11 protein-coding genes are annotated in these 15042 nt (G+C 50.9%); 2 read left to right on the forward strand and 9 right to left on the reverse strand.

Annotated features, from left to right (window positions below; translation table 11 throughout):
* Nucleotides 1-301 precede the first annotated feature (301 nt).
* The gene (locus tag CBP31_RS01980; protein WP_087034632.1) at nucleotides 302-1390 is read left to right on the forward strand and encodes a transporter substrate-binding domain-containing protein; all 1089 of its coding nucleotides are present in this window, start codon (nucleotides 302-304) and stop codon (nucleotides 1388-1390) included.
* 398 nt (nucleotides 1391-1788) lie between these two features.
* Here CBP31_RS01980 and CBP31_RS01985 read toward each other — a convergent pair whose 3' ends face one another.
* From CBP31_RS01985 to sdhC, 9 genes are all read right to left on the reverse strand, one after another.
* On the reverse strand, nucleotides 1789-3402 hold the full coding sequence (locus tag CBP31_RS01985; protein ID WP_087038578.1) for a methyl-accepting chemotaxis protein: 1614 nt from the start codon (nucleotides 3400-3402) through the stop codon (nucleotides 1789-1791).
* 287 nt (nucleotides 3403-3689) lie between these two features.
* Nucleotides 3690-4565 (reverse strand): succinate--CoA ligase subunit alpha, encoded by an 876-nt coding sequence (sucD, locus tag CBP31_RS01990; RefSeq protein ID WP_087034633.1) that lies wholly within the window; start codon nucleotides 4563-4565, stop codon nucleotides 3690-3692.
* Nucleotides 4562-5734 (reverse strand): ADP-forming succinate--CoA ligase subunit beta, encoded by a 1173-nt coding sequence (gene sucC / locus CBP31_RS01995; protein WP_087034634.1) that lies wholly within the window; start codon nucleotides 5732-5734, stop codon nucleotides 4562-4564. Before sucC ends, sucD begins: the two co-directional genes overlap by 4 nt.
* Nucleotides 5735-5810: 76 nt before the next feature.
* Complete coding sequence (gene odhB, locus CBP31_RS02000) at nucleotides 5811-7037, reverse strand: 2-oxoglutarate dehydrogenase complex dihydrolipoyllysine-residue succinyltransferase (RefSeq protein WP_087034635.1); 1227 nt, start codon at nucleotides 7035-7037, stop codon at nucleotides 5811-5813.
* Nucleotides 7038-7055: 18 nt separating this feature from the next.
* Nucleotides 7056-9866, reverse strand: coding sequence for a 2-oxoglutarate dehydrogenase E1 component (sucA, locus tag CBP31_RS02005; protein WP_087034636.1), 2811 nt, complete (start codon nucleotides 9864-9866; stop codon nucleotides 7056-7058).
* Between the two features lie 121 nt (nucleotides 9867-9987).
* Complete coding sequence (locus CBP31_RS02010; protein ID WP_087034637.1) at nucleotides 9988-10704, reverse strand: succinate dehydrogenase iron-sulfur subunit; 717 nt, start codon at nucleotides 10702-10704, stop codon at nucleotides 9988-9990.
* Nucleotides 10705-10718: 14 nt separating this feature from the next.
* Complete coding sequence (gene sdhA, locus CBP31_RS02015) at nucleotides 10719-12485, reverse strand: succinate dehydrogenase flavoprotein subunit (RefSeq protein WP_087038579.1); 1767 nt, start codon at nucleotides 12483-12485, stop codon at nucleotides 10719-10721.
* 1 nt (nucleotide 12486) lies between these two features.
* Entirely contained in the window at nucleotides 12487-12831 is a 345-nt protein-coding gene (gene sdhD / locus CBP31_RS02020; protein ID WP_087034638.1) for a succinate dehydrogenase, hydrophobic membrane anchor protein, read from the reverse strand.
* Nucleotides 12825-13232, reverse strand: a complete 408-nt coding sequence (gene sdhC, locus CBP31_RS02025) for a succinate dehydrogenase cytochrome b556 subunit (RefSeq protein WP_407668779.1) — start codon at nucleotides 13230-13232, stop codon at nucleotides 12825-12827. The genes sdhD and sdhC overlap by 7 nt, the downstream gene beginning before the upstream one ends.
* Before the next feature lie 387 nt (nucleotides 13233-13619).
* Between sdhC and CBP31_RS02030 the strand changes: the two genes are divergently transcribed.
* Nucleotides 13620-14906 (forward strand): citrate synthase, encoded by a 1287-nt coding sequence (locus tag CBP31_RS02030; RefSeq protein WP_087034640.1) that lies wholly within the window; start codon nucleotides 13620-13622, stop codon nucleotides 14904-14906.
* Nucleotides 14907-15042: the final 136 nt, after the last annotated feature.

Below are 15042 nucleotides of genomic sequence, written 5' to 3' on the forward strand. Positions count from 1 at the left end.
CTTGGCATTAGCTCTTAACCATTAAATACCTTTCAGATTTGATCGCTATTTTTCCGTGCGTTCCGCGTTCTTCCGTTGCAGATAGGATTTTTATCTTTGGGTTTAGCTTGGTGCTTATCGCTATGTTTTAGGTTCAAATCTGTGGTTCAAGTCGGTATTCTTCAATTGGGGTTTATTGCCCCCACTATCTAACTGCGGCTGTTTAGGGTCGTCACTTCTTACCAACCATCAGGGAAGACCGTTTCTGGTCCATAACGCCATGTTTAGAATCTCCATGTTTAGAAATACGAAGCTTAGAAATATGAAGCTTAGAAAAATTGTTTTTTACCTGTTACTCACTACGTTTGGCCTTTCAACTCAAGTTCTGGCGCAAGAGCAGGAGCAAGCTCAGCAAGCTGTGTTAAAAGTGGGTATTACCGAAGTGCCACCCTTTGTGATGCAAGCCGAAGACGGCCGCTGGGAAGGCATCAGTATCGATCTTTGGCAAGACATAGCCACAGGGCTAGACCGCGAGTTTGAATTACTGCCCATGAAATTTAGTGCCTTGCTGGATGCAGTTGAAAACGGTGAGGTAGACGTCGCCGTCGGCGCATTAACCATGACCGCAGACCGAGATACGCGTTTTGATTTCACCCACCCCTTCTATCAAACCGGCTTGTCGATTGCGGTGCCCGAGGTGCCGTCGCACAGTCTGTTAGCCAGCTTTAAGGCACTGCTTAGCTGGCAGTTTTTAAGCGTGGTACTGGCGCTGGGTGCCCTGCTGTTAGCGGCGGGTTTCCTGTTGTGGCTGGCTGAACGACGCGCGAATCCGGAACAATTTGGTGGTACTCCCGCCCAAGGCATAGGCGCCAGTTTTTGGTGGGCCGCGGTGACCATGACCACGGTCGGCTACGGTGACAAAGCCCCTGCTTCTTTTGCTGGGCGTATTATCGGACTGGTATGGATGTTTGCCGGCATGATCATGGTCGCCAGTTTTACCGCCGCCATTACCTCATCGTTGACCGTGAGCAATCTGCGTACCGGTATTCAAGGTATTAACGACTTACCCGGCAAGCTGGTAGCCACCATTCCCGAGACCGCCAGCGAACGCTTTTTGGAAGAAGAGCGCATTCGCTACCAAACCTATCCGGATTTAACGAGCGCCATGCAGTCGGTGGTCAACGGTGAAACAGACGCCATTGTTTATGACCGTGCGCTACTGCAATACCGCAACTTGCAGCTAGGCCAAAAGCTCACCGTCCTGCCCGGCGTGTTTGCCCAGCAGCTGTATGCTTTGGCTCTGCCAGAGCGCAGCCCATTGCGTGCCCAAATCTCCCAGCAAGTGTTAAGGATCACCGAAGACAGCGACTGGAGTGATGTGCAAGCCACCTATCTGGGCAAAGAAAAATAGCCCTTCTAGAAGCTAAGAAAATCTAGCTGCGGATATTGCACAGATAAAAACCAAAAACCGAGCCTATAAGCTCGGTTTTTTGTTTATGCGAATAACGGAGTTTACGAGTGCCAACAAAAGCGGTGTTTTGTAGTCTAGCGCTTTAGCTGGTAGTCCCGTGTTAGCGGGAATCTTTAAACCCTTCTGCTTCGCAGAACCCGCAGCTAAAGCGCGGGGCTACAAGCAACGAGATCCTGACTTTCGTCAGGATGACGGCGTAAAGATAAACGCCAGTCCCTGCCCTGTCCTGTCCTTACTATAAAAAGCATAAAAAACCGAGCTGTGAGGCTCGGTTTTTTATTTAGTTTTGTTACGCAAAGTCGGCCGACTAAAGTGGCCTCTACAAGAGCACTGCGCCGTTAATCCTTTAATTGATAGTGGCTGATCATCTCTTCTAGCACCTTGCACTCGTTCACCAGCTGCAGGCTGGACTTAGCGGCGGCGGTGGACTGTATTAAGGTTTCACCGGACGAATCACGCACTCGGGTAATGTTGTAGCTCACTTCTGCACATACAGTGCTTTGTTCATCCGCCGAGGCGGACACCAAGGCATTGAGCTCATTAATGCGCGCCACTTGCTCGATAATGGCCTGTAGTGAGTCCATGGCCGCTTGAGTGCTGGCCACACTGCTTACCGCCTGGTCTTCTGCCTTGGCAATGGCCAACACCGCTTCTTTAGCTTCACCTTGCAGCAGGCTTATCATGCCGGTAATTTCTTGCGCCGATTGCTGAGTGCGTAAAGAAAGGGTGCGCACCTCATCCGCCACTACCGCAAAGCCACGCCCCGACTCACCGGCTCGCGCCGCTTCTATGGCCGCATTCAGCGCCAGTAAGTTAGTTTGCTCGGCGATGCCTTTGATCATATCCAGCACCTTATCCACTTGGCTGCAGCGGCCGTCTAGAGTGCGGATCACTTGGTCGATGCGCCCTATTTCGCCATTGAGCTCGGTAATACCGGCCACCGCTACTTGTGCCTGATCACTGGCGTTTAAGGCAAAAGCGTGGCTTTGCTCGGAGGTTTCAGCAGTAAGGCGCGCGTTTTCTCGTACTTCTCTTGCTGAAGCTTCCATTTCATTCACCGCCGTGGCGATAAGTGCGGTTTCTTGGTCTTGCGCCCGTACCGAGCTGTCGGTTTGCTCTGAGCCTTGTTGAATTTGATCGGCGGCCGTATAAATGCGCCCGGTCACCTGTTGTACTTCTCGCAGGCTAGCTTGAAAGCTGCTTAATAGACCATTAATGGCTACTACTAGCCCGCCCAACTCGTCTTTACCTAAGGGCACTAGACGGGTGGTTAAATCGCGATTTTTTGCCACTTGCTGTAAACGCTGGCTGATATTAAGAATCGGCGCTTTCAAATAGTGGTTTTGAATTAACCACAATAAGAAACCCGCGGCTAACATCACCACTAATAAAATACCGGCTAACCGTAAATTATTGGCGCGTATCTGACCAAAGGTATCGCTTAAATCATAACTAATGCGCACCGCGCCCATGACAGTGCCTTCTGCCACTTGGTGGCATTGTAGGCAGGCGGTACCGCGATATTCTTCATAGGCTTTATAGGGCTTCACTAACGTCAAATAAGGCGTGGCATCGTCTAGGTGTAAATCGAGCACGGTTTCGCCTTGCTCAATGGCGCGACGGTCCAGTTCATCTTCGATGCCTTGGTCGGGCGCTCCGGGCCCAAATAAGTCACTGACTGCAGGAGCTCGAATAACGCGAGCCTGCTGTATGCCTAGCTCTGCTTGAACTTTGTCTTGCACCACTTTGCGTTTATGGATCACGCCATTTTCCATCAAGACGTTTAGTTGATCCATATACAAATTAGCGGTGGTTTCTATTTTTTCTTCGGCCAATTGCAGTGCCAAGCTGCGCTGTAATTTAGTCGACACAAAAAAGCACAGTATAAAAACCAAGACAAAGGTAATTAATAGCGGTAACAGTATTTTCCAGTTCAAGGACAGATTGCGCATCCAGTACATCTCATATGACACTGCGGGCAACCAGTCTAAGGCATTCATACCATTAATAAATATCAAGTTTAAGATTCATTGATCTAGATCATGTGAATACCTAGCACTATTTTACTGCCGAAAAAATTAACGCCGACAAAGGGGGGAATATCCAACATTCATTTACAAAAAAACGGCCCCACTCTGTTTTTAACAGAATGGGGCCGTTAAATTTAACCGACCGCGCTCAGTAAAAATGAGGGACGAAATGTTTAACACCTCACTCCTCACCATTCACACTTTACGGTCTACTTCCAACCGGTCACTTCACGCAAGGCGCTGCCGATATCGGCCAGTGAACGTACGGTTTTTACGCCGGCGTCTTCCAGTGCGGCAAACTTTTCATCTGCCGTGCCCGTACCGCCAGAGATAATGGCGCCCGCATGGCCCATGCGCTTACCGGCTGGCGCAGTAACACCCGCAATGTAAGACACCACCGGCTTGGTGACGTGCGCCTTAATGTAAGCGGCGGCTTCTTCTTCAGCGGTGCCGCCAATTTCACCAATCATCACAATGGCTTCGGTGGCCGGGTCTTGTTGGAACAACTCCAGAATGTCAATAAAACTTGAACCCGGAATAGGGTCGCCGCCAATACCCACACAGCTTGACTGACCAAAGCCTTCATCTGTGGTTTGCTTCACCGCTTCATAGGTCAGGGTGCCGGAGCGCGAGATAATACCCACGCGGCCTTTGCGATGAATGCTGCCGGGCATGATACCAATCTTGCTTTCACCGGGCGTGATCACACCGGGGCAGTTAGGGCCTATCATGCGTACGCCGCTTTGGTCTAACTTCACTTTTACGTCCAGCATATCCAGGGTGGGAATGCCTTCGGTAATCGTCACAATCAGCTCAATCCCGGCATCTATGGCTTCTAAGATGGCGTCTTTACAAAAGGCCGCCGGCACATAAATCACCGAGGCCGTGGCACCGGTGGCTTCAACGGCTTCGCGCACTGTGTTAAATACCGGCAGGCCTAAATGGGTGGTGCCGCCCTTGCCCGGTGACACGCCGCCCACCATTTGGGTGCCGTATTCAATGGCTTGTTCAGAGTGAAACGTGCCCTGACCGCCGGTAAAACCTTGGCAAATAACCTTAGTATCTTTATTAATTAAAATGCTCATTTATTGTTCCCCTGTGCGGCGTGAACCACGCGCTCGGCGGCGTCGCTCAAGCTGGTGGCGGCAATGATGTTTAAGCCTGACTCGGCAAGCTTTGCCGTGCCCGCAGCGGCGTTGTTGCCCTCAAGGCGTACCACGACCGGTACTTCAACACCCACCTCTTTTACCGCACCAATAATGCCGTCGGCTATCATGTCGCAGCGTACTATGCCGCCAAAGATATTCACCAATACCGCTTTTACGTTTGGATCCGAGAGAATAATCTTAAAGGCTTCGGTCACGCGTTCTTTGGTAGCACCGCCCCCAACATCGAGGAAGTTAGCTGGGGAGCCGCCATACAGATTCACGATATCCATGGTACCCATGGCCAGCCCTGCGCCATTCACCATACAACCGATGTTGCCATCGAGTGCCACATAGTTCAGCTCAAACTTGGCCGCATGGGCTTCACGGGCATCATCTTGGCTGGGGTCATGCATTTCTTGTAATTTGGGCTGGCGATACATGGCGTTGGAGTCGATATTAATTTTGCCATCGAGGCACAATAAATCGCCCTCACCGGTGATCACCAAGGGATTCACTTCTAATAATGCAAAGTCCAAGTCATTAAACATCTGACCTAAACCTAAAAATATTTGGGTAAATTGTTTTACCTGTTTGCCTTCTAAACCCAGCTTAAAAGCCAGCTCTCGACCTTGATAGGCTTGCGGGCCCACTAATGGGTCTATGGCCGCTTTGTGGATCAATTCTGGTGTTTCTTTGGCAACAGTTTCTATTTCTACGCCGCCTTCGGTGGAGGCCATAAACACCACTCGGCGGGTACTACGGTCAACCACGGCGCCTAAATACAATTCTTTGGCAATGCTGCTGCAGGCTTCCACTAAAATTTTGCTAACCGGCTGGCCTTTGGCGTCGGTTTGGTAAGTAACTAAGTGCTGGCCAAGCCAATGTTGGGCGAACTCTTTGATTTCTTCTTTCGTCTTAGCCAGTTTAACGCCACCCGCCTTACCGCGACCGCCTGCGTGAACCTGACATTTAACCACCCACATACTACCGCCTAACTTATCGGCGGCGTCCACTGCTTCCTGTGGAGTGTCACATGCATAGCCTTCTGACACGGGTAACCCGTAGTCAGCAAACAATTTCTTTGCCTGATATTCATGCAAATTCATGTTGAGTTTCCGTTTTTTGAGGGTTTTAGAGTAAAAAGAAGGTCGGAACTAAGTCCGACCTTTTTTATTATTATTGTTACACGTCTAACAACAAACGCGTCGGGTCTTCGAGTAGCTCTTTAATCGAAACTAAGAAGCTGACCGACTCACGGCCATCAATCATACGGTGGTCATAAGACAATGCCAAATACATCATCGGCTGGATCACCACCTCACCATTCACCGCCATGGGCCTGTCTTCAATCTTATGCATACCTAAGATGGCGCTTTGTGGTGGGTTAATAATCGGCGTCGACATCAGTGAGCCAAACACACCGCCGTTAGTGATAGTGAAATTACCGCCGGTCATATCATCAACCGTTAACTTGCCATCACGACCTTTCACGGCCAGCTCTTTAATGTCTTTCTCGATATCGGCCAAGCTTAAGCGATCGCAGTCACGTAGTACCGGTGTCACCAAGCCACGCGGCGTGGACACGGCAATGCTGACATCGAAAAAGTTATGGTAAACGATATCATCGCCATCCAGTGAGGCATTCACTTCTGGGAAGCGCTTGAGAGACTCCACCACTGCCTTCACATAGAACGACATAAAGCCTAAACGCACATCGTGGCGCTTTTCAAACTGATCTTGGTACTGCTTGCGCAATGCCATAATCGGGCCCATGTTCACTTCGTTAAAAGTGGTCAACATGGCGGTGGTGTTTTTCGCCTCTAATAAACGCTCAGCCACGCGCTTGCGCAAGCGGCTCATGGGCACGCGCTTTTCGGTGCGCTCACCCAGTGCCACTTCAACAACAGGGCTAGCAGCCTTTGCTGAGGCAGCGGCAGGCGCTTTTTTTCCACCCTGCTTGATAAAGGCTTCCACGTCTTCTTTGGTGATGCGACCGCCTTTACCTGAACCCGTAACTTGAGCAGCGTCGATATTATGCTCGGCCACTAAGCGGCGTACCGCTGGGCTTAAGTTGTCATCGTCGCCTTTGGCGTCTGACTTATCTTTTGATGCGGCTTCCGCCTTGCTGTCTGCAGAGGCGGTTTTGTCTTTGGTGGCTTCGCCGGCGGCAACACCCACTTTTAAGCGACCAATTAATTGCTGGCCTAGTACGGTGGCGCCTTCTTCTTCGATAATGGCTTCTAAAATGCCGGCTTCAGGTGCAGGCACTTCCAGTACTACCTTATCGGTTTCGATGTCGACGATCACTTCGTCACGCTCAACCCTGTCTCCAGGTTGTTTATGCCAAGTGGCGATAGTGGCATCGGCGACGGACTCTGGTAAGTCTGGAACCTTGATTTCGATGGTCATCAATATGTCCTTAGTGCGTTAAGCTGTCGGCGTCAATGCGTCTTCGACTAGCGCTTTTTGTTGTTGTAAATGAACGGAGGTGTAACCCACCGCCGGTGAAGCAGATGCCTCTCGCCCGCTATAACCTAAGCGAGCACCCGCCGGAATGGCGGCACGGAAATGGTGTTGGCTGCAATACCAAGCGCCCTGATTTTGTGGCTCTTCCTGACACCACACAAAATCGGTGACGTGTTGGTAATCTTCTAAAATGGCGGCCACCTCTTCCTGCGGGAAGGGATACAACTGCTCAATACGAATTAGGGCCACGTCAGTTTGTTCGTTCTTGCGGCGTGCTTCGAGCAAATCGTAATACACCTTGCCCGAGCACAGCACTACACGCTTCACGCCTTTGGGATCCAGATCATCTATTTCGCCAATTGCGTTCAAGAAAGTGCCGTTGGCCATGGTTTCTAAGTCAGAAACCGCCAGTGGATGGCGCAATAACGACTTCGGCGACATTACCACTAATGGGCGGCGCATGGGTCGTAACACTTGGCGGCGCAGCATATGAAACACCTGAGCCGGTGTGGTGGGGATCACCACTTGCATATTGTGCTCAGCGCACAATTGCAAGAAACGCTCAAGGCGTGCACTGGAGTGCTCTGGGCCTTGGCCTTCGTAGCCATGAGGTAACAACAGGGTTAAGCCACACATGCGGCCCCACTTTTGCTCGCCTGAGCTAACAAACTGGTCAATCACCACCTGAGCGCCGTTGGCAAAGTCACCAAACTGCGCTTCCCAAATGGTTAAACCATCGGGCTCGGCAGTGGCATAACCGTATTCAAAGGCCATGACCGCCATTTCACTCAATACCGAGTCAAATACCTGAAACTGGCCTTGGTCTTCGGACAAGTGACACAAAGGTGTATAGGTACTGGCGTTTTCTTGATTGTGCAATACCGCATGGCGATGGAAGAAAGTACCACGGCCGGAGTCTTGGCCTGTTAAGCGCACTTCATAGCCTTGGTCGCACAAGGTGGCATAAGCCAACACTTCGGCAAAACCCCAATCGGCGAGCTTTTCGCCCTTGGCCATCAGCTTACGGTCGTCGTAAATTCTGCCCACTTGGCGCTGCAACGGATGACTTTCCGGATATTCAGTTACTCGCTTGGCGACGTCTTTTAATGCATCAAGCTCATAATGGTCATCATATTTCATGTCCCATTCGTGATTTAGATACGGTGCCCAATCTACGGTGATATTGTCCGTAGAGCGCCATTCTTTGACCACACACTCACCGCCATCCAGCGAATCACGATACTCGTTGATCATCACGGTGGTGTCTTCGGCACTAATAGTACCGTTAGCAATCAGCTTATCTGCATAGATTTTACGCGGCGTGGGGTGCTGTTTTATTTTTTTGTACATCAAAGGCTGAGTGGCACTGGGCTCATCGGCTTCGTTATGGCCATGGCGGCGATAACAAACCAAGTCAATCACCACATCACGACCAAACTCATTACGATAATCCAGCGCCAGCTGCGTCACCTGCACCACGGCTTCTGGGTCGTCGGCGTTAACGTGGAAAATCGGCGCCTGCACCATTTTCGCGATATCGGTACAATATTCGGTAGATCGCGTATCTCTTGGGTTTGAAGTGGTAAAGCCCACTTGGTTATTGATAACAATACGCACAGTGCCGCCCACGCCGTAGCCTCGGGTCAGCGACATATTAAAGGTTTCAGCTACCACACCTTGGCCGGCAAACGCCGAGTCACCGTGTATGGTAATCGGCAGCACTTGGCGACCATCTGGGTTGTCCAGTCGATCCATGCGCGCGCGCACTGAGCCGATCACCACAGGGTTAACGATTTCTAAATGCGAGGGGTTAAAAGCCAGTGCCAAGTGCACATTGCCGCCCGGAGTGTCGAAGTCTGAGCTAAAGCCCATGTGGTATTTAACGTCACCGGAGCTTTGTACTTCGTATTTACCGGCAAAGGCATCAAATAAGTCTTGTGGGCGTTTACCCAAGACGTTAACCAGCATATTTAAGCGGCCACGGTGGGCCATGCCGATCACCACTTCTTTACCGCCGTTTTCACCAAAGCGACGGATCAGCTCTTTGGTCATGGGCACCAGCGCATCGCCGCCTTCCAGCGAGAAACGCTTGGCACCGGGGAACTTAGCACCTAGGTATTTTTCTAAGCCTTCGGCGGCATTTAAGCTGTCTAAAAAGCGCAGCTTATCCGCTTGGCTAAACTCAGGCTCGCCCACCACAGTCTCAAGCTGGCTTTGGATCCAGCGCTTTTCGCGAGTACTGGTGATGTGCATGTATTCTGCACCCACAGAGCCACAGTAGGTTTTTTTCAGTGCTGCGACTAAGTCTTTTAACACCATGGTCTCTTGACCAATGGCGTAAGAGCCCACGTTAAAGGTGGCCTCAAGATCCGAACCGGTCAGATTATGAAACGCCGGATCCAGCTCAGCCACCACCTTGCGATCCCACAAATTAAGTGGGTCTAAGTTGGCATTTTGATGACCACGAAAACGATAAGCGTTAATCAGCTGCAAGACTTTTACTTGCTTGGCATCGGTGTGCGGGTCGCTAACTGGTGTGTCATGACGGGAAGTGTCTTTAGCAAGACGGCGAAAATAATCTCTTACCTGTGAATGTGGTAGATCTTCTACGTTATCCTTTTGCGGCGGCAATTCGCTAAACACGACTTGCCATTGCTCAGGCACCGACTCAGGATCGGCCAGATAATCTTCGTAAAGGTCTTCGACATAGGTCGCATTGGCACCGGCCAGGTAAGAGGATTCCAGCCAGGCTTGCATAACGCCATTGTGCATTTTTATCCCTTTATAACGTCTCGACAGGGCTACTGTCTGGGGGTCGTCGGGTTAAGCCGCCCTTGCGAGCGGCCATTATCTTGCTCATTGCTTAGGGTCTACTGCCCTTTCGCGGCTAATTCTACACTGCCCGCTTTAACAACATGGACTTAATATTACCGATGGCCTTGCTGGGGTTTAAGCCTTTCGGGCATACATCGGTACAGTTCATGATGGTATGACAGCGGAACACACTAAAGGCATCTTCCATGCCCGATAAGCGCTCTTCGGTACCGGTATCGCGGCTGTCAGACAACCAACGATAAGCGGCTAATAAACCTGCAGGGCCAATAAACTTATCAGGATTCCACCAAAACGACGGGCAGGCGGTGGAGCAACAAGCGCACAGAATACACTCGTACAGACCGTCCAGCTTTTCGCGCTCGGCGGGGCTTTGTAAATGCTCGCGAGCCGGTGGCAGCTTTTCATCGGCGATAAGAAACGGCTTAATTTTTTCCCACTGAGTGTAAAACTGGGTTAAGTCGATAACCAAGTCGCGCACCACCGGCAAGCCGGGCAGCGGACGCACCACTATCTTGTTACCTTGCTTAAGCAACGTAGACAAAGGCGTGATACAGGCTAAGCCGTTCTTGCCGTTCATGTTCATGCCATCTGAGCCACACACGCCTTCACGGCAGGAGCGGCGAAACGACAAGCTGGGATCTTGTTCTTTTAATGCCAACAGCGCATCCAATACCATCATGTCGGAACCTTCAGCCACTTCCAGCTGATAGTCTTTCATATACGGCTTGGCATCTGTTTCTGGGTTATAGCGATACACCGAAATAGTGACTTGCATCTTGCTCCCCTCTCTTAGTAAGTCCGCGCTTTGGGTTCAAAGGCTTCACGGTGATTGGGTGACAAGTTCACCGCACGGGTGCTCATTGACTCAGTAATCGGGCTGTACAAAGAATGGCATAACCAGTTCTCATCATCCCGGTCCGGATAGTCAAAGCGTGAGTGCGCACCGCGACTTTCGGTACGGAAATTCGCCGCGACTGCCGTAGCAATGGCAGTTTCCAACAGGTTATCTAATTCCAAACACTCAATACGCTGAGTGTTAAAATCAGCGCTGGTGTCATCCAAGCGTGCATTGTTTAAACGCTCACGGATTCTCTTCAGCTCAGCCAAGCCCTCGGCCATGGCCGCACCTTCACGGAACACAGAGAAGTTATGCTGCATGCATTCTTGCAAGTCTTTCTTAATTTGTACTGGATCTTCGCCGTCGCGGTTATTTTCCCAACGGTTATAACGGGCCATGGCAGCTTGAATGTCGGCTTCGGTGGCGTCTTTCACGTCTTCCAGCTTTTGCAGTGCTTCCACTAGGTGACGACCCACGGCACGGCCAAACACCACTAAGTCCAGCAGCGAGTTGCCGCCTAAGCGGTTAGCGCCGTGTACCGATACACAGGCCACTTCGCCCACGGCAAATAAGCCTTTCACGTGCGACTCGTTTCCTTCGCCGTCCACGGTAATGGCTTGACCATTTACGTCTGTCGGCACGCCACCCATCATATAATGACAAGTAGGAATAACGGGGATTGGCTCTACCACAGGATCGACGTGGGCAAAGGTACGGGCCAGTTCACAAATACCCGGCAAACGTGACTCCAGTACCTCTTTGCCTAAGTGATCGAGTTTTAGCTTTAAGTGCGGGCCCCAAGGGCCATCGCAGCCCCGGCCTTCACGAATTTCAATCATCATAGAGCGCGCCACTACGTCGCGGCTGGCCAAGTCTTTAGCATTGGGCGCATAACGCTCCATAAAGCGCTCGCCGTCTTTATTCAGCAGATAACCGCCTTCACCACGACAGCCTTCGGTGACCAACGTACCGGCACCGGCAATACCTGTGGGGTGAAACTGCCACATTTCCATATCTTGCAAAGGCACACCAGCACGCACGGCCATGCCAATGCCGTCGCCGGTATTAATGTGTGCGTTGGTGGTGGACTGATAGATACGACCCGCACCACCGGTGGCTAAGATAGTGGCCTTGGCTTTAAAGTACACCAGCTCGCCAGTTTCGATATCGATGGCGGTACAACCCACCACATCGCCGTCGGCGTTCTTCACCAGATCCAGCGCATACCACTCAGAGAAAACCGTGGTCTTATGCTTAACGTTTTGCTGGTAAAGCGTATGTAACAGCGCATGACCGGTACGGTCAGAAGCTGCAGCAGTACGTGCGGCTTGCTCGCCACCAAAATTCAGTGACTGGCCGCCGAACGGACGCTGATAAATTTTTCCGTTGTCGAGGCGAGAAAAGGGCAAGCCCATTTTTTCTAACTCAAGCACGGCTTCAGGGCCGCTTTGGCACATAAATTCAATGGCGTCTTGGTCGCCGATATAATCGGAGCCCTTAACGGTGTCGTACATGTGCCATTCCCAGTTATCTTCATGGGTATTGCCCAGAGCAACAGTAATGCCACCCTGCGCCGACACAGTATGAGAACGGGTTGGGAACACTTTAGAGAGCAGTGCACAGCTTTTGCCCGATTCGGCTATTTGCAAGGCGGCGCGCATGCCGGCACCCCCTGCGCCGATAACCACGGCATCAAATTCGCGAATGGTAATAGTCAACTTATACACCCCACAGTACGACAATTCCGGTCAGTACATAAACCAGCAGTAACACCACTACTCCAAACTGTGCCACGCCACGCAACAGCGCGCATTTCACATAGTCGGAGAGCACCTGCCAGGCACCTATCCAAGCGTGAATTAACACGCTTAACAGGGCCAATAGCGTAAACACCTTAGTTGAGGTTTGGGCAAAAAAGCCCTGCCAGACATCGTAAGTAATGTCATTAAAGGCAATAAACCCCACCAAATAGAGGGTGTATAAAGTCATGATAACCGCAGTAACACGCAACAAGATGAAGTCGTGCACGCCATTGCGGCCAATGCTTGCCGTATTCGTTACCATACCATTATCCCCGCTAGCACTGACAACACTGCCGTTACGCCCAATGCCACTTTAGCACTGAGTGCACCCGACTCCAGGTCTTCGCCGTAGCCTGCGTCCATAATGAGATGACGAATGCCACCCACTATATGATAAGCCAGCGCCGTCAACATACCCCACAGGATAAACCAGACGAAAAAGCCGTCTAAGATATCCACGACTTCCAGAAATCCAGTCTCTGACGAGAGTGAAGACTTAAGTAGCCACAGCAAGATAGCGAGTGAAAATAAGGTGATAACGCCGGAAACCCGGTGCAGAATTGATGCGATTGCAGCGACAGGTTGGCGTATAGTCCGTAGATCGAGGTTTACAGGTCTCTGTTTTTTAGTCACGGTCTGCCCACTTGGCTCCATTGAGCTCATTAGTTATTGTTGTAATAGACACAGCCCAGATACACGAAATGAGAACGCTACGTGCGTGTTGGCTAATAACAAATTGACGCTTGAGCATTATTTGTACGCCTCCTCGCAGGTCAACATCTCACTACAGCCTCATATATCCTCGTGTGCCAGTATATGAAGCGCAATTTGTAATTACAACGAAGGCCTTGATCCAATTGCCAAATCTGTAAAGCCGATCGCACAACGAGCCGAGGCAAATATAAGGATGTACGGCTAAATTGACATTGACCGTTAATTCTGTTTTCAATATGCGCGCACCGCAGGATGCATTAGTAGTTAAACATCTATGCAAACTATGTAAAAATGCTTACTTGCGGACCTATTATAAAAAAGCGAAGGAGACGTGCTATGGCTGACCAAAAGGCCACTCTGCATTTGCCCGGCCAGGAACCTATTGAGCTTCCTATTGCCTCAGGCACTGCTGGTTATGATGTGATCGATATCAGCACACTAGGCTCACATGGCTACTTTACCTACGACCCTGGTTTTATGGCAACGGCATCCTGCCAGTCCGAAATTACCTATATCGACGGTGATTTAGGTATCTTGTTGTACCGCGGTTATCCTATCGACCAGTTGGCAAAAGACGCCAACTATCTCGAAGTGTGCTACTTGCTGTTGTACGGAGAAGCGCCCACTGCCAAGCAGTTTGAAGAATTTCAGCGTCTTATTATGCGCCACACCATGGTGCATGAGCAGCTGTCATCCTTCTTTAAGGGCTACCGTCGCGACGCACACCCGATGGCGATTGTGTGTGGCGTGATTGCCGGTTTATCCGCGTTTTACCATGATCCTATGGATATTACCGACCAATCGCACCGCGAAACTGCCGCCCATCGCATGATCGCTAAGTTGCCGACGATCGCAGCCATGGCCTATAAATATTCGGTTGGCCAGCCCTTCGTTTACCCGCGTAACGATTTAAGCTACGCCGGAAACTTCTTGCAAATGATGTTTGCAATACCTTGCGAAGACTACAAGGTAAACCCGATTGTTGAGCGCGCCATGGACCGCATCTTTACTTTGCATGCGGATCATGAGCAAAACGCCTCTACCTCGACTGTGCGCCTAGCAGGCTCCAGTGGTGCCAATCCGTTTGCTTGTATTGCTGCCGGTATTGCTTCTTTGTGGGGACCGGCTCACGGCGGTGCTAACGAAGCCTGCTTGACCATGCTCGAAGAGATTGGCTCAGTGGATAGAATTCCTGAGTTTATCGCGCGTGCCAAAGACAAAGATGATCCGTTCCGCTTAATGGGCTTTGGCCATCGGGTGTATAAGAACTTTGACCCCCGTGCCACCGTGATGCGTGATACTTGTCATGAAGTGTTGGACGATCTGAAAATTGAAGATCCACTGTTAGACGTAGCTATGGAGTTAGAGCGTATTGCGCTGTCTGACCCTTACTTCGTGGAACGTAAACTGTATCCAAACGTGGACTTCTACTCAGGCATAGTGCTGAAAGCCGTCGGCATTCCAAGCAGCATGTTTACCGTGATCTTCGCCCTGTCTCGTACCGTAGGCTGGATGTCGCACTGGAATGAGATGATGTCGGACTCCAAGCAAAAAATCGGCCGTCCGCGCCAGCTCTACACCGGTGCCCCTGAGCGCGAGTTTCGTACTCAAGTTAAGAAATAATCTACACTTTTCTTAACCGCTAGCGCACAACAAGGCCGACAGTAATGTCGGCCTTTTTTATGCATGAAAGACGGTGAAGGGTGAGGCGAAAGAAGAAACCTCACACCCCGTAGCCGCCAATTTATTCGGCGGTCCT

This window comes from Oceanisphaera profunda, from assembly GCF_002157895.1.
Lineage (GTDB): Bacteria > Pseudomonadota > Gammaproteobacteria > Enterobacterales > Aeromonadaceae > Oceanimonas > Oceanimonas profunda.

Excerpts from the sequence above, each read along its gene's own strand:
- sdhC (WP_407668779.1), bottom strand. The coding sequence starts at position 13,232 with ATGAGCTCAATGGAGCCAAGTGGGCAGACCGTGACTAAAAAACAGAGA.
- CBP31_RS02030 (WP_087034640.1), top strand. The coding sequence starts at position 13,620 with ATGGCTGACCAAAAGGCCACTCTGCATTTGCCCGGCCAGGAACCTATT.
- odhB (WP_087034635.1), bottom strand. The coding sequence starts at position 7,037 with ATGACCATCGAAATCAAGGTTCCAGACTTACCAGAGTCCGTCGCCGAT.
- sucC (WP_087034634.1), bottom strand. The coding sequence starts at position 5,734 with ATGAATTTGCATGAATATCAGGCAAAGAAATTGTTTGCTGACTACGGG.
- sucD (WP_087034633.1), bottom strand. The coding sequence starts at position 4,565 with ATGAGCATTTTAATTAATAAAGATACTAAGGTTATTTGCCAAGGTTTT.
- sdhD (WP_087034638.1), bottom strand. The coding sequence starts at position 12,831 with ATGGTAACGAATACGGCAAGCATTGGCCGCAATGGCGTGCACGACTTC.
- CBP31_RS02010 (WP_087034637.1), bottom strand. The coding sequence starts at position 10,704 with ATGCAAGTCACTATTTCGGTGTATCGCTATAACCCAGAAACAGATGCC.
- CBP31_RS01985 (WP_087038578.1), bottom strand. The coding sequence starts at position 3,402 with ATGCGCAATCTGTCCTTGAACTGGAAAATACTGTTACCGCTATTAATT.
- sucA (WP_087034636.1), bottom strand. The coding sequence starts at position 9,866 with ATGCACAATGGCGTTATGCAAGCCTGGCTGGAATCCTCTTACCTGGCC.
- CBP31_RS01980 (WP_087034632.1), top strand. The coding sequence starts at position 302 with ATGAAGCTTAGAAAAATTGTTTTTTACCTGTTACTCACTACGTTTGGC.